At 35.9% G+C, this 20,469-nt stretch carries 19 protein-coding genes; 4 read left to right on the top strand and 15 right to left on the bottom strand.

Annotated features, from left to right (window positions below; genetic code table 11):
- Positions 1 to 289: 289 nt before the first annotated feature.
- The 6 genes from J7E66_RS22060 to J7E66_RS22085 all read right to left on the bottom strand — a co-directional run bounded on the left by J7E66_RS22060 (position 290) and on the right by J7E66_RS22085 (position 7,997).
- Positions 290 to 3,547 carry a hypothetical protein gene (locus tag J7E66_RS22060; protein WP_215003829.1) on the bottom strand — a complete coding sequence of 1,086 codons (3,258 nt, stop codon included), beginning with the start codon at positions 3,545 to 3,547 and terminating at the stop codon, positions 290 to 292.
- Complete coding sequence (locus J7E66_RS22065) at positions 3,544 to 4,956, bottom strand: glycosyltransferase family 2 protein (RefSeq protein WP_215003831.1); 1,413 nt, start codon at positions 4,954 to 4,956, stop codon at positions 3,544 to 3,546. The genes J7E66_RS22060 and J7E66_RS22065 overlap by 4 nt, the downstream gene beginning before the upstream one ends.
- A 3-nt stretch (positions 4,957 to 4,959) precedes the next feature.
- Positions 4,960 to 5,997 (bottom strand): HEAT repeat domain-containing protein, encoded by a 1,038-nt coding sequence (locus J7E66_RS22070; RefSeq protein ID WP_215003834.1) that lies wholly within the window; start codon positions 5,995 to 5,997, stop codon positions 4,960 to 4,962.
- A gap of 1 nt (position 5,998) precedes the next feature.
- Positions 5,999 to 6,421 (bottom strand): response regulator, encoded by a 423-nt coding sequence (locus J7E66_RS22075; RefSeq protein ID WP_215003836.1) that lies wholly within the window; start codon positions 6,419 to 6,421, stop codon positions 5,999 to 6,001.
- 246 nt (positions 6,422 to 6,667) lie between these two features.
- Positions 6,668 to 7,471 (bottom strand): pyrroline-5-carboxylate reductase, encoded by an 804-nt coding sequence (proC, locus tag J7E66_RS22080; protein WP_215003838.1) that lies wholly within the window; start codon positions 7,469 to 7,471, stop codon positions 6,668 to 6,670.
- A 13-nt stretch (positions 7,472 to 7,484) separates the two neighbouring features.
- Positions 7,485 to 7,997: a DUF3189 family protein gene (locus J7E66_RS22085; RefSeq protein ID WP_215003840.1), complete on the bottom strand. Its 513-nt coding sequence runs from the start codon at positions 7,995 to 7,997 to the stop codon at positions 7,485 to 7,487.
- 664 nt (positions 7,998 to 8,661) lie between these two features.
- Here J7E66_RS22085 and ystJ point away from each other — a divergent pair.
- Positions 8,662 to 9,909: an NADP-dependent malic enzyme gene (gene ystJ, locus J7E66_RS22090; RefSeq protein WP_215003842.1), complete on the top strand. Its 1,248-nt coding sequence runs from the start codon at positions 8,662 to 8,664 to the stop codon at positions 9,907 to 9,909.
- 467 nt (positions 9,910 to 10,376) lie between these two features.
- Here ystJ and J7E66_RS22095 read toward each other — a convergent pair whose 3' ends face one another.
- Both J7E66_RS22095 and J7E66_RS22100 read right to left on the bottom strand, forming a co-directional pair.
- Positions 10,377 to 10,535 (bottom strand): hypothetical protein, encoded by a 159-nt coding sequence (locus J7E66_RS22095; protein ID WP_215003844.1) that lies wholly within the window; start codon positions 10,533 to 10,535, stop codon positions 10,377 to 10,379.
- 166 nt (positions 10,536 to 10,701) lie between these two features.
- Entirely contained in the window at positions 10,702 to 10,836 is a 135-nt protein-coding gene (locus J7E66_RS22100; protein WP_215003846.1) for a BA3454 family stress response protein, read from the bottom strand.
- Between the two features lie 969 nt (positions 10,837 to 11,805).
- On the opposite strand from J7E66_RS22100, the gene J7E66_RS22105 reads away from it, so the two are divergent.
- From J7E66_RS22105 to J7E66_RS22115, 3 genes are read left to right on the top strand one after another with little or no spacing between them, the layout of a single operon-like run.
- The gene (locus tag J7E66_RS22105; RefSeq protein WP_215003849.1) at positions 11,806 to 12,576 is read left to right on the top strand and encodes a transporter substrate-binding domain-containing protein; all 771 of its coding nucleotides are present in this window, start codon (positions 11,806 to 11,808) and stop codon (positions 12,574 to 12,576) included.
- Positions 12,577 to 12,625: 49 nt separating this feature from the next.
- Positions 12,626 to 13,270 (top strand): amino acid ABC transporter permease, encoded by a 645-nt coding sequence (locus J7E66_RS22110; RefSeq protein WP_215003851.1) that lies wholly within the window; start codon positions 12,626 to 12,628, stop codon positions 13,268 to 13,270.
- Positions 13,267 to 13,995, top strand: coding sequence for an amino acid ABC transporter ATP-binding protein (locus tag J7E66_RS22115; protein WP_251033081.1), 729 nt, complete (start codon positions 13,267 to 13,269; stop codon positions 13,993 to 13,995). Before J7E66_RS22110 ends, J7E66_RS22115 begins: the two co-directional genes overlap by 4 nt.
- 133 nt (positions 13,996 to 14,128) lie before the next feature.
- Here J7E66_RS22115 and J7E66_RS22120 read toward each other — a convergent pair whose 3' ends face one another.
- The 7 genes from J7E66_RS22120 to J7E66_RS22150 all read right to left on the bottom strand — a co-directional run bounded on the left by J7E66_RS22120 (position 14,129) and on the right by J7E66_RS22150 (position 20,242).
- Positions 14,129 to 15,139: a sugar ABC transporter substrate-binding protein gene (locus J7E66_RS22120; RefSeq protein ID WP_215003854.1), complete on the bottom strand. Its 1,011-nt coding sequence runs from the start codon at positions 15,137 to 15,139 to the stop codon at positions 14,129 to 14,131.
- 678 nt (positions 15,140 to 15,817) lie between these two features.
- On the bottom strand, positions 15,818 to 15,940 hold the full coding sequence (locus J7E66_RS22125) for a GapA-binding peptide SR1P (RefSeq protein ID WP_215003857.1): 123 nt from the start codon (positions 15,938 to 15,940) through the stop codon (positions 15,818 to 15,820).
- A gap of 353 nt (positions 15,941 to 16,293) precedes the next feature.
- Positions 16,294 to 17,535: an LOG family protein gene (locus tag J7E66_RS22130; protein ID WP_215003859.1), complete on the bottom strand. Its 1,242-nt coding sequence runs from the start codon at positions 17,533 to 17,535 to the stop codon at positions 16,294 to 16,296.
- A 343-nt stretch (positions 17,536 to 17,878) separates the two neighbouring features.
- The gene (locus J7E66_RS22135; RefSeq protein WP_215003940.1) at positions 17,879 to 18,277 is read right to left on the bottom strand and encodes a cytidine deaminase; all 399 of its coding nucleotides are present in this window, start codon (positions 18,275 to 18,277) and stop codon (positions 17,879 to 17,881) included.
- Positions 18,278 to 18,302: 25 nt separating this feature from the next.
- The gene (locus tag J7E66_RS22140; protein WP_215003861.1) at positions 18,303 to 18,473 is read right to left on the bottom strand and encodes a DUF1427 family protein; all 171 of its coding nucleotides are present in this window, start codon (positions 18,471 to 18,473) and stop codon (positions 18,303 to 18,305) included.
- Between the two features lie 24 nt (positions 18,474 to 18,497).
- Positions 18,498 to 19,172 (bottom strand): deoxyribose-phosphate aldolase, encoded by a 675-nt coding sequence (deoC, locus tag J7E66_RS22145; RefSeq protein ID WP_215003864.1) that lies wholly within the window; start codon positions 19,170 to 19,172, stop codon positions 18,498 to 18,500.
- Positions 19,173 to 19,300: 128 nt separating this feature from the next.
- The gene (locus J7E66_RS22150; RefSeq protein ID WP_215003866.1) at positions 19,301 to 20,242 is read right to left on the bottom strand and encodes a DNA-binding transcriptional repressor DeoR; all 942 of its coding nucleotides are present in this window, start codon (positions 20,240 to 20,242) and stop codon (positions 19,301 to 19,303) included.
- Positions 20,243 to 20,469: the final 227 nt, after the last annotated feature.

A 20,469-nucleotide genomic window follows, 5' to 3' on the forward strand; every position in this document is an offset into this window, starting at 1 on the left:
AAGCTTCTAAATGAAAAGGAATAAGAATAGCCAAGGGGAACAAGCAACTTTATCTTCTATTTCGGAAGAAAGTTGCTTTTTTTGTCTTTTGTTCAACCATAAAAAATAAAAACGTAAGTTTTTCAGTGCCCTCGCATTCGCGCCTGTGGGGTCTCACCCTGACCTGCTAGTCCCGCAGGAGTCTCGTGCCTTCCAATCCAATCAACAGGGTTAGAAAAATCAACAATAATTTTTAACACAGCCATTAAAATAAGGAATTTTAAAAAAACGCTGGTTCTGAGCCAGCGTTTTAATTTGTATTCTTCCCATCCTTAATTTCCGTCGTTCGAAAGGCCTCTTTCATGATTCCATAAGATTTTTTCAACCGTTCATAAAAGGCTGGCTCCTCCCACTTTTTCCAACTGTAGAAAAATGAATCGGTTTGATGCAGCTGATTATTAGTTATATTAGGTAATGTCTGCTGGGCCTTCCCATTCTCTGTTGTCACAATAGCCACCCTAATTCCGCTTGTTTCAATGCTGCTTGCCAAACCACTTTCCCACACATTTCCCATTACTTCTCTTAAACTAGGGTCTTTCACATTTAATAGCTGCCATGGAATTCTACCTTCAATAACCTTCAAATCATTACTTATACTTATATCCGTTAATGAATCGAATTCTTTACTTTTTGGATTCGCATTCCCAAACTTCAGTTTTCCCGTCTCGTAGCTCTCAAATGGAATAATTGTTTTTGTGGACGGAATAGTTGATTTCTTAAAAAGAGCAAGTCTAATGGGATGAAACACTCCATTATCCTTTTGTTTAGCATATGGCTGCTCCTCAATCATCTTCAAAAGCTGAGCATATTGATAATAGAATGTATCATAATAGCTATCAACCATGATTCTGGAATTATTAGTTCCTGTAAGTTTTATTAAAAAATCAATTCCATAGTCTGTTTTAATAAAACTCTTACCTGCTAATGGTATATTAGTTTGCCCTTGCTTATTGATGGTATCGAGTAATAGGAAAGTTCCTTGGTTACCAAAATCAACGGGACGAATATATTTTAGAAGAAAATACAAATACCCATGATCCGAAGAAAACCGAACTTCCTTTAAAGTATCTTTCTTATCTTTTGTAAGATAACTATTCCTAACTCCAGCTAAGTCCCAATCCTTAGAGACACCGTCAACAATGATTTCTTGTTCCTTTTTTACTGGTTCAAAACCTTTTAAACCAAAATGCTGTTCATTTGTTTGCATGTTATTCCAGTATGGTCTTCGGTCTGGGTTATCAAAATCCATCGTGTTCCATGTCCGTTTAAACCATTCATCCTGCCAGGCGAAGACAAGCCCGCCCATATAGCCTTCTGAAACAATCGATTGATATAGATAATTATTAATATTCCCTTGTTCCTCTTCCGAATGAAACCCTTGGTTCATCCCATAAGCGTTCTTATGGGTTAAGCCTCTAGAAGCTGGCACACCAAATTCAGCAACAAGTACTGGCATTTGATGGGCAGCACGCAGTTCATTCAGATAGCCGGCATAATTGTTTTTCTTCCCAGTCTTATCAACATAATTAAGGTACGATTCTTCAAAGTTTAGAAAGTCAGGATAGTATGGATATATATGGTAGGATGCAAATAAACCTGAAGAAAACAACTTGGACGCTATAATATGATTGGGATTAACCGAAACCATGTCCTCATTCTCAAGAGGTTCAGCAGGATGCTTTAACATATCTGTGGTTAACCAGTTAGTAAAACTCATCGAATGCTGCCACATGTATTTATCGGCTTCATAATCAGCGGCATAGTCCATTAAACCAGCCAGCCAGACTTCAAAGGGATTTGCTCTTTCCGATTTAAAGTAATCCCCTGTAAATTGACCGATAGCTGAATGCTTTTCATTTGTGTTCATAACCATAGCAGGATCCCATTCTGTGCCGACAATTATTCCGAGGACATATTTTGAAATGTCATATTTATAAACTCCAGAAGCATGACCAGACCGCATAGGAAGCTTAGCCTTTCCATGGATTATATCTATCATATTTTTAATTTCCAGCTTCGCATCCTCTAGATTAACTTTGGCAAAAGCGTCTTGGGTTTGGATGAGATTTTCCTCATTAACCCATGTACCGTGAAATAGGAAGAGCGGCTTTTTAGCAATTTGGTTATATTCATAAAAGGCTTCATAAAATTGTGGCGGGTGAAGAGTATAAATTCTGATGGCATTGGCATTCATTGCGCCAATTTCTTTAAACCATCGGAAGTATTCTTCCTTGGTAATTGCCGTCTCCCCAGGAAAATATCCTGGCTTTCCAATCCCCATGTTCACGCCCTTGATTAACAAATTCTCCCATTTTCCATTCTTTTGAACCTGTATATAGGAATCTCCTGTTTGGCTATTTGACTTTATTCCATCACGGTCTGCCACTTCTACTTTTTCTTGATTTGCAATGTGGTGCAATCCATTTTCTAAGATGTCCTTCATCATTGGAACGTATGATTTCCAATAAAAAGAATTCTTTGCTCCAACATTCCTTTTCCATGTATCCAGGCCCTTTGTTTGGTAAATTTCAGGAACCTCGGATTCGTCTGCATAATCTCCTGAGAAATAATAGGAGGAATACTTAGCATTTTCGTGATAAATAACTGCAGGAAAATGGGTTGGGATCCCATATTTTTTAAGCGTTTCCTTTGCTTTCTTTGATATTGGCAGCTGATAAGCTGCTATTATTTCATCCTTATCTTTAGCATCAATAATATCGAACCAATAGGTATACCTCCCATGAATATCACGTGTAAAATGTTTCTTTCCTTTATCTGTTAATTGAAAAAGAAGCCCCTCATCATGAACATCCTTTTCCCCTATGACAACTACATAATTATTTTTACTGACAAAAACGAACCCTTCACCAGTAAAGGACCATTTCTTGTTTTGTTCCTCATAATTCTCCTTTACCCATTCAGGTACTTCCGTACTTTTAAGGTCCGAAAAAAATCGTCCAATCCAGCCAGACCATTCTACATTTAGTAAATTAGAAATCTCAGCTTTGGCGGTTTCTGATGTAGGGCTCGCAAAGGTATTAAATTCAGCTATTAATGTTTTTCCTTTTGACTGGATAAGTGCTTTTTCAATTAGATTGACTTCGCTTGGTTTAAGTCCGCCGTATATTTTTTCGGACCTTTTTCCCGACAGATTCTGTCCGAAAAACTCTTCTTTATAAACCCCGTATTGGTCTGTTAAATAGAAAACATCATATTTTTTTAAGTCCTTAGGAAGGGGGGCAATCGTATATTTCTGTCCTTCTTTTGGTTCAAACCCCTTATAGTCATCGATCACCGAATAAGGTCTTTGTCCATTTTTATAATATTTAGCATTGTTTAATATCCAAACAAGCCCCTTATGTTCTCTGTAGGAAGGATTTGGCACAGTCTTGTCGACAATTAATACGTTTAATTTTTTCACAGGCTGAATTTGCCATAACCAAAAAGGGCATGTCAAAATAATAAAAAATAGAATTGTATAAATGATTAAATTGATGGGTTTTTTCATTCGGAAACACCTTTTCTCTTCATTTCTCCCCAACTTCTATCCCCGATTATCATTTGCCATATTCCCTCACATCGCCAGAGTACAGTCATAGGCCTGTACCATATAGTTTCAGTTAAAGAGTATAAAAATAGCTTGATGATATCTGTTACTTTAGGATACCTTGTTAAGCTCCATTCTTCAAAAAGAACAGCAGTCATAGAAAAAATAGACCCATATAAACAGGAAAGAAGAAATAACAAAATAGAAAATTCAACATAGATCCCGCCCAAAAATAAACAAAGGATCATAAAAAGATATCCTAATAATTCAATAACTGGACCCAAAAATTCAACAATCCAGAAGTATGGAAAAGATATAAGACCAATCGATCCGTATTTTGGATTAAATGTTATCTTTCTATGAGTCCATAAACTTTCAAATAGTCCTCTATGCCAGCGTCTCCTCTGCCTTCGTAAGAAGTTAATGTCTTCAGGAACCTCAGTCCAACAAACAGGGTCAGGAACATACACAATCTTTTTCTTTGTATTCTTTTCTTTTAAGAGTCTATGGATTCTCACGACTAATTCCATATCTTCCCCAACCGTATCTGTTTTATAACCACCTGCAGCAATCACCCAGTGCTTGGAAAAGACACCAAACGCCCCAGAAATAATTAATAAAAGATTGTGACGGCTTAAGCCAATTCTCCCCATCAAAAAAGCTCGTAAATATTCGATGATTTGCATTACGACCAATGGTTTATTGGATAACCCGATTTTTTGAATATGTCCGTTTATGATTTGGCAGCCATTCGCGATTCGAACACTCCCACCTGAGGCAACAACTTCTTCATTTGAATCTATTATAGGCTTCATCACCTTTAAAAAGGCATCTGGCTCAAGAACTGAGTCGCCATCTAAAGAGCAAAAATAAGGGTAATGGGAAAAGTTAAGACCGACATTAAGCGCATCCGCTTTTCCCCCGTTTTCCTTGTCAATAAGAAACAAATTTGATAAAACGTCTGACTGATAAATCCTGCCAATTGGTTTTGTTTCCACCTGTTTTCTAACCACTTTTTTTATTTCCTTCATACCATAGTGTTCAATCACTTTTTCAAGCGTATGGTCAGTTGACCCATCGTTCACCACAACCACTTCAAATGTAGGATAATTAACACTTAATAATGAGCGTACACTCTGAACAATACCTGCTTCTTCATTGTATGCAGGTACGATAATTGAAACAGGTTTGGTATAAAATTCATCCGAGTAATCTTCATAAGCTTGAACTCTGTCTAGTTGGTATTCCTTCCGAAGCTGGAAAAAGGAAATAACCAAAATAACGGAGTAGAAAGAAATGACAATTACCATATAAACTGAAATAAACCAAGCAAAAGCAGTTACAACATCTCCCCAGTGTAAAATTATCATTATTTATACCCCTTTATGAAGCCATTCCCAAGCCATGTCCTTGGCAAATGCATCCTTTGATGTTTCAAATACTTCACGCAAAATCTCGTGCCCATTTGGAAATTGACAGATTGCTTGGCCGGCCTGCGATCGAACCCACCATGTTTGATCATGTAAAAGTTCAATCAATCTCGATATACCTTTTACTTCTTTTAATGAACCCACAAGTTTAGCGGCTACCATTCTTTCTTCCCACTTGGTGGAATATAAAAGTTCTAAATAGGGATCTGAATTTTTTACATAACCAATTTCCGTTAATGCCTTTAAGGCTCTCAGCTTGATTTCCCCTTTATAGGTAGAAAAAATATTTTCAAGAAAAGATAGATAATTAATCTCTTTTTTCATCGAAATTACATCAAGAATTGCTTTTTGTAATGGTGGGCTGCTTTTATGAAAATGTAGAATAAACTGTTCAAATTGTTGTTGCTCGAGGCGCATTAAGATATTACGATACTCGAATTCAGATAAAGAATTGTAGTGGATTGTCAGCATTTCAAATAAATTTTCATATTGAAATAAAGCTAGGATTCTCAAGGTATGAATAAGTTCTTCATGGGAAATTCGTTTTTTCTGGGATAGCTTATGTATATCATCGATAAGTAGGCTTAGTTTGAAATCCTCAATATGATAGAGGGTATTCATCCGTTGACTCCACTTTTTGCTTTTAAGCTGCTTACGATAATACTCCGCTAAATACATGGATGCTAATTCTGATAAACGTTTCTTTTCATCCTCGCCCTCTAAAACTTTACTATACATGCTTAGCAGTTTTTCGGTGGCTTTCCGTTCAAGAACTGATTTAGGAATCATTCCCCTAGAATATCCTCCCTCCATAAGCATCGTGAAAAGGATGGATTGATAATTTTCTATATATTGTTCAATCGCCTTTCTGTTTTTAATATCTATTGCTTTTCTTATCGTTAAGTATATTAGTAAAACCATTAATAACCCTAAAATGGTTATCGTTAGAATTGTTAGGAAAAATAACTCATTTCTCAGCATTCTATTTCATCCCTTTGATTAACCGTTCTATCCTAGATTGAAGTTCTTTAATACTAAAAGGCTTGGTCATATAATCATCTGCTCCAAGCTTTAATGCACGTTCAATGTCCGTTTCACTTTTTCTCCCTGTCAACATAAGGACATGAATATTTCTTCTATTTTCTATTTTTTTTACTTTCTGGAGGATTTCTATTCCATCCATGACAGGCATGACACCATCTAGTATTAAAAAATGATCTCCTTTTTCCGCTAAGCGCTTGGATTCAAAAAATTGTAGACCATTATCAAATGCTTCAAGGTTCAGTTCGTAATGATTAAAATCCATTACCTTGAGTATTCTCATTAGTATTGTTCGAATAATCGCATCATCATCAATAACCGAAATGAACAAGGTTTTTTTCGTAATTTCATTAATTAAGCCCATAAACGCTCTACTCCCTGATTGAAGATCATTTCCTTATGATGAACAGACCTTCGCGGTATTTGATTCATTGCTTTTACTATTCCCTTTTTTTCTAACAGTTTGAATGAATCTAAAGTTTATTATTAATAAAACCATGTGTCACGCGTAAAATACAGAAAGTGTCGAAAAATACTAATTTTCGTCGAATTCCCCTGATTTTGAATGTAGAAAAAAGGGATCCATCAAATTGGATCCCGAAATTGCTGCTTATATAAGATTTTTTACTTTATTTGTGCAGCTGTCCATTGCTGCCAATATCGATCCTCTAAATTGCTTTTCCTCAAGGGTAACAACTGCTTCAATCGTTGCACCGCCTGGGGTACATACATTATCCTTAAGTTCACCTGGATGTTTTCCAGTCTCAAGAACCATTTTTGCTGCACCCAGTACGGCTTGAGCAGCTAGTCGATAAGCCTGATCCCTAGGTATTCCCTGCCTTACTCCTCCATCTGCCATAGCTTCTATTAGCATATAAACATATGCTGGTGAGGAACCACTGATTGCAGGTACGGCATCCATTAGTTTTTCATCTAGACGTTCGGTTTTACTAAAGGTGTGGAACACACTCTCGATCTCATTTAACTCGTTTTCGGAGAGATATTCATTTGCACAAATTGCACTCATTCCTTCTCCGACCACAGAAGGAGTATTAGGCATTGTTCGAACAACCTTTACTTGGAATCCAAACGACTGTTCAATATCTATTAATGTAATTCCGGCTGCAATCGTTACAATGATTACAGACTCCTTTATATCATTATTTATTTCTTTTATGACAGTGTCATAGAGGTCGGGTTTAACAGCAAGTATGAGTACGTCTGCAAACCTAGCAACGTCCCTATTATTTAATGAAGTAATAATACCGTATGTTCGTTCAATTATTTCAATCGTTTTTTCTGTATTCGCACTAGCCATGATGTTTTCTTTTGGAATCATTTGTGAATTTACAATTCCCCCTATCATAGCCTGAGCCATTTTTCCAGCTCCAATAAAACCTATTTTTTTCTTCATGTTAACTCCCCACCTATTTATACATTTCATTCTCCAGTACGATTATATTTTCTGCGTACGTAGTTCTCCCTATTTCTTTTGTATTTTCAACCAACCTATATATATTATCACAGCATTGTTTTGCACCAATAACTAATAACGGCACCCCGATAAAATCAATTTTTAAACCTCTTGAGAAAAATCCCCCCATAGACATTGCAAAAGGCACCGTTGGTGAAGTATTGGAGAAGACAATTTTCTCATCAAATTTAAACTTCTCTTGCAGCAATAAACACATTTCTTTTAATGCAGGAACCACATATTTGTTCCTTTTCCGTCCAATAGTGTATACAGAATGTCCATCTTCATCGATCCCATGGAAAATAATTTTCCCAAAATCGTCTTTTGTTAATTTATTAAAATATTTCACATTTAATATTTCTTCTTTCGTAAGTTTCCGTTCAGATTGTGGTAATCGTTTTAAATGATAGGCCGCTGCTATAGAAGTTGTATGTGTCCCGCCAAAATCGTTATAGATATAAATCATGGTATCATCCTTTATTTTTACTATGTTTATTATGCACAAATATGCAACTGCCAATTCTTGTTACAGTCACAAAAGGATAAACTTCTCAGATTGTGGAGAAAAGGTTCATTTTCTCGGCAATTTTTCATTTTGTCTGATTCAAAATCCGATTTTTATTAATTGATTGTCCCTGCTAACTGGGCTGTTGATTTCCGCTCCATTACCCATCGAATGAGCGTGATAAGAGAAGGTTTTACAGAAAACTTTTTTCCAAAACATATCGATTTCCATTCTGTTTTAGATTTCATTGACTGGCATTTTATCCTGGAATGTATTTCGTGGTTTTTATGATTATTACAAATGAATTATCAATTCCCGTCCTTAAACCCAAAGAACTAACTGGTATTAAAACAATCATTTTTTTAAATTCTTATTTTTTGGTGAGTTTTTGTAGTTTTTAGTAGTTCTTATTATAAATTAAAATTATCCTTTTTTAGAACAAATATGAAAGCGCTCAATAAGATTTATCCGGAATTAACGGGATTCTTTCCGAGGTTGTTTACTTTAATGATCATTATGTTGCTTAGCTACTGTTTAAGATCTTTACCAAGAGGTCTGAGAATTTTTTAACTCTTTGTTTACTAAAACAAATATCTATTAAATTAAACAAAAGGAGAGACATTGTATGTCAACTTTACGTGAAGAAGCATTAAAGATGCACAAGGAAAATAGAGGAAAGCTTGGTGTTCATTCAAAAGTTCCAGTACGTAATGCGAAAGATTTAAGTCTCGCTTATTCTCCAGGTGTAGCGGATCCATGCTTGGAAATTTATGAAGATGAAAGCAAAGCGTATGAATACACCATGAAGGGGAATCTTGTTGCCGTTGTTTCAGATGGAACAGCCGTACTCGGTCTTGGGAATATCGGCCCGAAAGCTGCCATGCCGGTCATGGAAGGTAAAGCATTGTTATTCAAATCGTTTGCAGATGTGGATGCATTCCCGATTTGCTTAGATACAACAGATCCGGACAAGATTGTGGAGGTCGTTAAATTATTGGAACCGACTTTTGGCGGAGTGAACTTAGAAGACATCGCAGCACCACAATGCTTTGAAATTGAAGATCGGCTACGAAAGATTTGTAATATTCCAGTTTTCCATGATGATCAGCACGGTACAGCAATTGTAACAGCGGCTGGGTTAATCAATGCTTTGAAACTAGCAAACAAAAGGTTAGAAGAGATTCGCGTTGTCGCAAACGGTGCCGGATCTGCCGGCGTGGCGATTGTCAAGTTACTGCTGCATATGGGTGTAAAAGACGTCATTTTATGTGATACAAAAGGAATCATTTATGAAGGACGCCCGTTCGGAATGAATCCATTTAAAGAGGAAATGGCTCGTATCACCAATAAAGAAAAAAAACAAGGTACATTGGCAGATGCTCTTGTGGGAGCAGATGTGTTTGTGGGAGTATCGGCCCCAGGTGTCGTCACGAAAGAAATGGTTCGTTCAATGAATCATAGTTCAATCATTTTTGCTATGGCAAATCCGGTGCCTGAAATCATGCCTGAAATTGCAATTGAAGCTGGAGCACTCGTCGTCGGAACAGGTCGTTCTGATTTTCCAAATCAGGTCAATAACGTATTAGCATTCCCTGGTATTTTCCGCGGTGCTTTGGACGTTTTCGCCAAAGAAATCAACGAAGAAATGAAACTGGCAGCCGTTTATGCGATTGCCGGATTAATTGCAGATGAAGATCTTCACGCTAATTATGTGATTCCAGATCCATTTGACCGTAGAGTGGCGGCTCATGTAGCAGAAGCCGTTGCTAACGCAGCAATGGAAACAGGTGTTTCGCAAAAGCTTGTTAATGCGGAAAAAGTGAAAGAGCGCTTATTAGCGTTGGCAGATGAAAAACGACCTGCTTTAGTATAATCCAGTCCTAATTAACGATCAACTAAGATCTCATATTATTCGTAAGGGTACATATTGACGAACAGGTAAAAAGCCTGAATCCAATTAGGATCAGGCTTTTTTGCTTCTTAAAATCAGTATCATGTTAATTAGCCTTAATGTTGAATGACAATAAAGTTGTTTAAAAACGCCAGTCATGTTATTCCATTAAAAGGGCCAGATTGTTGAAGAGGGGATTGTAAAAGGATGACTATGCTTCCAAGCTGCCGGAAGTCTAAAATGATGGCTTCCCCCGCGAACCACACAAAAATATTTACCATGACAATACCTTCCAATTGGAATTTTGCAACATAATGTCAACTATGTTGTATTCCCTTGGTGTCGGTGAGAGGTATAGACTAGGTTAATAAAATGCGGTTACAAAAAAGAGCATCTATCTTAAAAAGATAATGCTCTTTAATTTATATGTATTATTTTATTTAAAAAGTTTAGGAAGCCTTGCACTCTTTAGCGTTCTTTAGTTCCCTTAACCTTTCTTTGATTAACTCTCTTTGTTCCTCGGTAATAATAAAATCCGTAAGACGATCCTCAAAATGAGCAATACGTCTTTCCAACTCCTCTATAGTAAGGTTATTAGTATTCTTCATAAACCCACCATCTCCTCTTATTATAATTTATATATAATTAATATTCTTCATAAAATCCTTCAAAGCCGCTATTGGCAGCGGGATATTCAAGTAAAGGAAGCTATCCAAAATATATTCCTCAAGTGGAAGTTCCATTCGAAATCCTTTTAATCCCAGGATCCCGTATTTAATTTGCCCATTGTTTCATAACTTGTTCTTTTGCTATACGATAAACTTCATGTTCTGTTTGATTTTTGGCAGCTATTACGTTGGTTTGATAAACTTTACCTTTATGTGTTACATAGATTGTATACTTATACATTTTGTTCTATCTCCTTTATATAATTCTAATAATTCTCACTCTTTGTTCATTCCACTTCTCTTATAAATCCAATTTCATTTAGTTATCCCTATAAATGTTTTTTAACTTTTTTTTATTTTACAAATAAAATGAAAGTGATTAAAGCTAAAAAAAAGGTCAAGATTTGACAAATTCTGAACTTAACAAAAATTATTATACTCACTAGCAACGGTAATGACTGGCAAAGTCAATAAAATCAACAAACTTTTTATGATTCTAATCTCTTATGTATTTTGTTACACTTCTTAGAATGCAGAAAAATGTCGAAATATAAAAACTAAAAAAGGCCGACTATCCTTCAAACTAAATTTCCCTAAAGTAAAAAAGCCACCTTTGATAAGATGGATTTCTTACTTATTTATTAATACAGATTGGTAAGTCTTTGAAGTTATCGCCACCTTTTCCCCCTTCTTTTCAAGTATTAAATCATTTAGATAATTAATTCTCTCGGCAGATTCTATGAACTGTATTCGTATATACACCAAAATTTGTAAAATAGACTTACTTTTTTGAAAATTTAAAATTATTTCTGTAGATTTTTGTAGTTTTCTGTATGATTATGTAGTTCCTATTATAAATTAAAACTACGTTTAGAGAGAAGAAATGTAAGCACTTAACAATATTTGTAAGTTTCTAATTTCTAAACCTACCTGTGATGAGGTTATCAGTAGAATTGATTACAGTCTCGTTTCATTAACCATTGCCGGTGCCCATCAAGTCCCTTTCAAGAATTGCTTTCTGATGAACTTTATTCATCTACTGCTTTAACAAATACGTATGCGGCCATGAAAGGAGTGGTACACAATTAAATGGAGAGTCCGCACCTCTTATCGAATCCGAAGGGCAACCTTCAAAAAATCCTATATTTAAAAAATGTAAACGCTTTATATTCAAATAAAAAGAATAATTAAAAATTTAGGAGTGGATTAAATGAAGAAATTAGGTTTTTTTATGTTATTTTTAATCCTTACCATCTTTATCGCAGCTTGTGGCAGTAAAGAGACAGAAGGCGACAAAGAAAACAATGATAAGGTGTATAAAGTTGGTGTAGATACCACTTATCCTCCGTTTGAATTTAAAGAAGGAGATCAGTATAAAGGTATCGATATCGATTTAATCAATGCCATTGCAAAAAACCAAGGTTTTAAAATCGAACTTTCTCCAATGGATTTCGGCGGAATTATCCCTGCCATGCAAGCTAATCAGTTGGACGTTGCTATTGCAGGAATGAGTATTACGGATGAACGAAAGAAAATTGTAGATTTTTCAACACCTTATTTCGATGCAGGATTAACAGTCATTGTAAAAAATGATAATTCTAATATTAAATCAGCGGATGACCTTAAAGGAAAAACTGTAGCAGTAAAAAAAGGGACAACTGGTGCAAAATATGCACAGGATAATGCTGCTAAACTAGGAATAAAAGTTGTTCAATTTAACGATAGTCCTGCAATGTTCCAGGAAGTAGCAAACGGAAATGCAGATGCACTTATTGAAGATTATCCTGTAATCTCTTACGCAATTGCCCAAAAAGACCTTGGTTTAAAAATCGTGGGTGACCGTTTAAATGGAGACCAATATGGAATTGCTGTATTAAAAGGACAAAACCAGGATCTTTTGAAAAAAATTAACAAAGGTATAGAAGAGCTTAAAAAAGATGGAACATATGATAAAATCGTAAAATCTTATCTTGGTGAATAAAAAAACAAGATTATAAGGCGCGCTTTCTTTTTGAAAGGGGATGAAAAGGATGGACATAATTGCTGCAGCTTTACCTATGTTATTAAAAGGACTTCAAGTCACACTTTATATCTTTGTTATCGCTATTATTTTAGGATTTTTAATTGGTTTAGTAGTTGCTTTGTTAAGACTTTCACCAATCAAGATCCTGAATTGGGTGGCAAAGGTGTATGTTGATGCGATTCGAGGAACACCTTTTATTGTTCAATTGTTTTTTATTTATTTTGGTATAAATTCATTCCAGTTGATTTCTTTAAATAGTACAACAGCGGGAATAATCACCGTTGCTATCAATACAGGGGCATATTTTGCAGAGATCATAAGAGCAGGAATTCAATCCATTGATAAAGGGCAAACAGAAGCAGCAAGATCTATCGGTTTTACAAGTGCACAAACGATGAGATATGTAGTGCTTCCTCAGGCATTTAGAAGAATGCTTCCTACTATTACAAACCAGTCTATTATTAGCTTAAAAGATACTTCTCTGTTATCCGTTATTGGAATAGCAGACTTAACGCAGCAAGGACAAATTCAAGCTTCGGCAACCTTTGAAGCATTCAAGATTTGGCTGACAGTAGGAGTCATTTACTTTATCGTTATTTATTTATTAACCGTGCTTGCTAATTTCGTCGAAAGGAGAATTCAGCTTCGATGAGTATTATTTCTGTTAAAAACTTAAGAAAATCTTTTGGAAACATAGAAGTATTAAAAGACATTAACGCAGAAATACAAGAAAAAGAGGTTGTTTGTGTAATAGGTCCATCTGGATCTGGTAAGAGTACATTTCTCCGGTGCTTAACTCGCCTGGAGGAAATTTCAGGCGGAGAGGTTGTCATTAATGGACATGATATTACTAACCCGAAGATCAATATAAACAAAGTTAGGCAAGAAGTTGGGATGGTATTTCAACAATTTAATTTATTCCCACATAAAACGGTTTTAGAAAATATCACGATGGGCCCTATTAAAATTCACAGAATGGAGAAAGCCGAAGCGGAAAAAATAGCGCTTGAATTACTTGATAAAGTAGGACTGCGAGAAAAAGCAAACAGTTATCCGGGAGAACTATCCGGAGGACAAAAACAACGGGTTGCCATTGCAAGGGCACTTGCAATGAATCCAAAAATCATGCTTTTTGACGAGCCCACATCGGCACTTGACCCTGAAATGGTCGGAGATGTTTTAGAGGTAATGAAGCAACTAGCTAAAGAAGGGATGACCATGGTCGTTGTTACCCATGAAATGGGCTTCGCTCGTGAAGTTGGAGACCGTGTTATTTTCATGGATGGAGGATATATTGTAGAAGAAAATAAGCCAAACGAGTTATTTGGTAAACCTCAGCATGAGCGAACTAAAGCTTTCTTAAGTAAGGTACTATAAAATAATAGTAGTAGCTACTTCAATAAAATGAGAACCGTCAAGACTATTCTCCGATTCAACTTTTAAAAGGTTGCATCAGTTATCTAGACCTAATTCGTAAAAAGTCATAAAAAATAAAGGGTGATGCATATTATCATGTATAATATGTATCACCCTTTAACTTCTTGTACAGTTCATATAAAAAATGTTTGAATTTCTCAATTCTGCTATATAATCTATTGTTTAGAAACGCTAATCTGTCTTTTGCGCTGTCTTGGGTTAAAATATCAACCCCGCTATCAATCCTTTTTGGGACATATTCCCCCTTAACTGCTTTTATTGCTTGTTTTACGCTTAAATACCCCATATCATAAGGATTCTGCGTCACTGTAGCGCTCAGTTTTCCTGCATCAACAGCTTCCAACATTTCTGTAATGCCATCCGCTCCAACTATAGGAATTATCAAACCTTCTTTTTCTGCTGTTTTTAATACATTTAGGGCAATTAAATCGTCAGTAGCAAATACACCTTGGATATCTGGATGATTCTTCAAAATATTTTCTATTACAGATATTGTCTTTCCAAATCGATCTTCTCCTAACTGTTCTGTGGCAATCTCGATTCCGGCTTTTCCTAAAACCTCCTTCGCTCCCTTTAACCGCTCCACCTCAGCATAATCTTTTAAAGTTCCATGAATAATTAATACTTGATCCCCTGGCTGCAGCATGGATCCTAGCAGCTCTCCTGCCATTATGCCCAATTTAAAGTGATCCGTTCCTATATAAGTGACTTTGTCTTTCCAGTCAGCGTCTCTACCAGCAAATAATACGGGAATGTTATTTTTCTTATATTCCATCAATACTGGAATGGTAACGGAGGGGTGCATGGGAGTCACGATCAGTGCATCCGGATGTTGTCTTAAAACTTTTTTCAATATATTAGCTTCATTTCTAATAGGATAGATAGAATCAGGTGCAATCACTTGACCATCTATATCAAAATCATTAAACGCTTTTTTAGCTCCTGATTCAAAAATTCTCCAATACTCTAAGTCTAAACTTTTCGCAACAACTACCACTTTAAGCTTCTCATCTTCTTTCAAAAAATGAACGATAAAGCTTATTAAAACTGTAAAACATACTAATGAAACGATCCTTTTTTTCAATATTCTCCCTCCATGGACGATCGGGATTTTATACGTGTCATAAACTATAAACCAGAAATTTAAATATTAAGCGCTTTCACATTCCCTTTAATAATACTTTAGGTTTAATTTATAATAAGAACTACATAATCCTACGGAAAAATACAAAACAAGTTGAAATTGTTGGTTAAACCGATAATATCCAAAAAGCCTAAACAAGACACTTCTTCCACTTGCTCCCCTTACTGAAATGAAGAATTTATTCAAATTTGTTCCTCCACAATCCTGCCATTAATTGAACAACTTAGAGCTTCGTTTCACTTTCTAATAATTCCTTCTCTTATTCAAGAAATATGGCCCTTTAATGGAACCCGATTGGCGATTTTAAACATTTATTACTCCAGAAAAGGTCTATGATCGGAATGAAAAAAAGAAGTTATTTAAGATAATGAATATTTCTAGTTGCATAATACTTATTCTCAGCAATTAAAAGCCCATCAGATAAATCTGATGGGTTCAGAGTGTAGACAAACCCCTTTTTCAAAAAGTTATCTGAAGAAAAAGGGGTTTTGTTTCTTTTTTAGTTAAATATTTGGTTATTATCCTGAGAAAAAATACCATATATTTGATGATTTATTAACTATAAAAGCCGTTCTCAACATTTGAGAACGGCTTTTATAGTATTGATTTATCCTTGAATTATTTAGAAGTCTTCTTTTGTTTTTTATCACAGCAAGTGCATTGTCCGTACAAAGTTGATACTTTCTCATTCTCAAAATGATCAATTGTGTTATTGCAAATTTGGCAAATGATAGTTCCCATTAGAAAAACTCCCTTTTGTTTGAATTTTATAAGATAGACAATTCTAATTTCTTAAAATGTAAGCGTTTTTTATTTGTTAATATTATAATAGTATGTCACATTTTGTTTGTCAATAATAAATTGTATAACACATTTAAAGAGATAATGTCGTAAATGTGGAAGACCCAATGTTAATCGGCAAAAATTAAGTTAGGCAATTGCTGCTATCATTCTTAAAGAATGACTTTTAAGAAAAGTGAAGAACCTACCTGGGTTTCGCCTGCTACAATATATAGGGAATTGATTAAAGTAGGGAAACCTTTCTCGAGGCTTCCCTACTTTATTCATAATTAGTAAATGAAGCTTTTTGGAATCTATGCCTTTAATGTTAATTGATTTTTTCGATATAGCTCTTCGACAAACGCACGTGCTTTTTCGAAGGCTTCCTCCGGACCATTGGCGACTTCTGCAAGATAGGCCTCATCTGGTAATTGATCGTCTATACCAGGTATCTTAATACGGTCCCCATAGCTGTTAATGGCACCATGCTCACGCATATGGTTGATACAATTGAAAAGGGGCTGCCAATACTCAGCATGGACAAAAATGGCCTTGGTTCGATGTCTTCGAAGGTGATTGGTTTGAATTTTTGATAGGGTTTCGTAAACTTCCCATGCCGTACCAAATCCTCCAGGCCAGAACAGGATGACATGGGAATAATTAATGAGAACACCCTCCCTGATTGAGAAATTATTCATTCTTAGCCGCTGATTCGAGGTGACAGAGTATGTATCCTTTAAATTGAAAAAGTTGTCAATACCAAATTGACAGTCAATCCCAATGACATGGGCATCCTGGTTTCTTGCTCCTTGGGCTGCTGCCCGCATGATTCCAGGGCCTCCGCCTGTACAAAGTGGTACATAACATCCGCCTAGTGCCTTTTCCTGTTGATTTGCAGAATAATGTCCCCATAACTCCCCGAACTTAAAAGCAGAATCCCAATACTTTGTACTTTTTTCGATGATTCTTTTATGGCGGTCCATCCTGAGCTTTGTCATGTCCAATTTGTGCTGAAGCAGCTTCCTGCAGAATGAGTCCTCTTGATTCTCCAGCTGATCCTTAATTTTCTTTTCATGGGTACTTAGGATATCTAACTTTTCCTCTGCGATTTTTTTGCATGATATAGTTCCGGAACCCATCAGTGTAATAACTCCATACTTTGCTTCATAGCTAAATAAAAGCTCTGCTGCATAGATGTCAGCCACGCTTTCTTCCGTAACGAGAGCCCTGTCATTCGGTACAAAGCAGACTTTGGTTCCGACCACATGAAAGGAAGCCATGCAAGTTTCATTTGAATAATCCTTCCAAATCATAATAAAGCCGTCTTCGTCTACATTATAGGTATCCACATCACCATTTTCATTGATATTACTGATGGAAAGACTATAGTTATTTGTTTTTGATGGTAACCTCGGATCAAATGTAATTGGCTCCTCAAACGTAATCTTTGCCACATTCTCATCCGTCTTCTCAATCCACCACCCCGTACCTGATCCCTTCCATTGGTTTGTAGCGGGGTCATAAAAGATCGTGCCATACAATTCAATTTCATTCATCTAGGAACAACCTTCCTTTACTCAATTCATTTCTTTTACGGATTAAGGGCTTGCATGTCACATTGGATTTGTCCAGTATTTTCCTTTTGTTAGTTTAACTAAGCTTTTTATTATTATTCAGTATTGGGCACAAATTGAAAGTATAGAATATATGAGACCTGGAGAGACGTTTCCCTTCAATTCCAAACGCCTTAAGTAGATAGAAAACACGAGGTTTCTTGTTAATATTTTTTAACAATTTAACTCTTTGAATTAATTTTAACGAAAGAGAATAAAATAAAAGACTATCGAAAGTTTTTCGATAGTCTGAGAAGTTTATCAGAAAAGGATAAACTTCTTTTATTTATTTATTTAAATCCTTAGGTGAAAATGCTCCTGGAAGTAAGTCTTTTACTTTGAGTTTTAAAATATCACCCTTTAAGTTTGTTAGCACTACTTCCATTTCTGCATCACAAAGTTCTGAAATTACCTGACGGCAAGCCCCACAAGGTGAAACTGGCCCCTCAGTATCCGCTACAACAACGAGCGAATCAAATTGTGTGACACCCTCAGAGTATGCCTTAAATAAAGCAGTTCGTTCAGCACAGTTCGTCATGCTGTATGCAGCATTTTCAATGTTACAACCATGATAAACTTGACCATCTTTTGATAATAGGGCTGCACCAACTTTGAATTTTGAATATGGTGCATAAGCAAACTCTCTCGCTTTATTCGCTTCAACGATTAAGTCGTTTTTTTCCATCATGTTCACACTCCGCCAAGGAAATTTAATGCTGAACTATTTTTGTAATCCATTCAATCAGGACGCCGCCAAAGTACACCCCGAAAACACCAACGACAGCCGAAAATACTGGAGGTGCAGGTAACGGAAGCTTTAAAAATTTAAACAACATACCAACTATTAATCCGGCAATTAATGCCATTATTACGTCTCTCATCAAATGAACCTCACAATAGTATTTTTAGTAATTGCTTAAAGATTGCTCACCTTTACTGATTGAAACACCAGAACTTGCACCAATGCGAGTTGCTCCAGCTTCTACCATTGCAATTGCATCTTCACGACTGCGAACCCCACCAGAAGCCTTTACGCCAATTTCAGGTCCGACTGTTTGACGCATTAAGCGAATATCCTCGACTGTTGCACCGCCTGTTGAAAAACCAGTAGAAGTTTTTACATAGTCTGCCCCAGCTTTTACAGAAATTTCACATGCTCTTATTTTTTCTTCTTTAGTTAACAAGCAAGTTTCGATGATTACCTTTACCAATGCTTTTCCCTTTGCAGCACCCACAACTGCAGCGATATCTCTTTCAACCAAATCATCCTGCTTATCTTTAAGCGCAGCGACGTTAATCACCATATCTATCTCATTTGCACCGTTTTCAATGGCATTTTTTGTTTCAAATGCTTTTGTTTCTGATGTAGTTGCCCCAAGCGGGAAACCAATGACTGTACATACTTTTACTTCTGGGGTATCTGCAAGCATTTTAGCTGCAAAATTTACCCAAGTAGGATTTACACATACCGATGCAAATAAATATTTTTTCGCTTCTTCAACCAATTTACCAATTTCTTCTTTTGTTGCATCTGCTTTTAATAATGTATGATCAATCATCCTAACAACATTTTGAGTCATAACCAATCTTCCTCCCTGTTCCCTGTAAATTTATATAAAGATTTTATGGCATTTATCACAATGTAACTATATCAAACACATTGAACATTTGTAAATACATTTATGAACAAATGTAAAAAATGATTTTTTTAATTCTTATCAAGCAAGAATTGTGCTGTATATTGATCCGTTACGAGCACATTGGCGTACCCGCCTTTTAATGCTCCGTATATTCCCTCAATTTTATTCGGACCTCCGGCTACAAGAATGGAATGGTCCTTTTTCTTTAATTCATTAAGATTTACTCCCAGTGTCCTTTCATTTAGGCTCTCGTTGCATACTTCTCCAGATTCATCAAAAAAACGCGAGCAAATATCACCGACTGCCTTTCCATAAAGAGACTTCAAGTCACTTTCTGTAAAATAACCTAGCTGAAATAATAAAGAGTCGGTTTTAATTGGACCAATCGTAAAGAGAGCAATATTGGCCTGACTTCCTAGCTCGAGGATTTTTCGAATATGACGATCAGCCTCCATTGCCTGTTTTACAACGACATGATCGACAATTGCAGGAAGCGGTAGGTTATGGGGGGTTGTATGAAAGGCCTTGCCAAAAAGATATAAAATCTCCGATGCATACGTATTTGTTTCAGCGTGGCTAACACCGCCCTTTAATTGAACAACCTTTACCCCTTTTACAAATTTCTGCTTGAGTTCAACCGCAACATGGTATAAAGTTGTTCCCCAAGTCACCCCAATTATGTCGTCATCCTTGACAATTTCATCAAGATAAACGGCAGCTTTTTCACCCAGATAATTCTTTATGATGTGATCTTCATATTGTGGAATCGAAGCGACAACCGCCTTTTTAAGGTTGAACTTTTGTTCAAGCTGCATCGCAAGATTCTCAACATCTTCTGTAGGATCCAAAATATTGATTTGGACAATACCATCACTTTTCGCCTGCTGTAATAGACGGGATACAGTAGGGCGGGAAACTCCGAGCTTCTTGGCAATTTCATTTTGATTATAATCCAATAGATAATATAACTTTGCTGCTTCAATGACTTTCGCTAATTTTTCACGATCCACTGCTATCACCCTATGTTTTAATATTTTCTTAATTGTAACAAAAAAAACAAATGATTTCATTCATAGTTTACATTTGTAAACAACATTTTGAATTTAATTTCAATATATTTAAAAGTGGGCTTTAATAGGACGGTGAATTTTCATCTTCTAATATGGGGAACATTTATTAAGATATTTATCTGAGTTGTTGACAATACAAAAAGACATGTAAAAGTCATCCGCTAATC

The organism is Bacillus sp. ISL-7 (assembly GCF_018613065.1).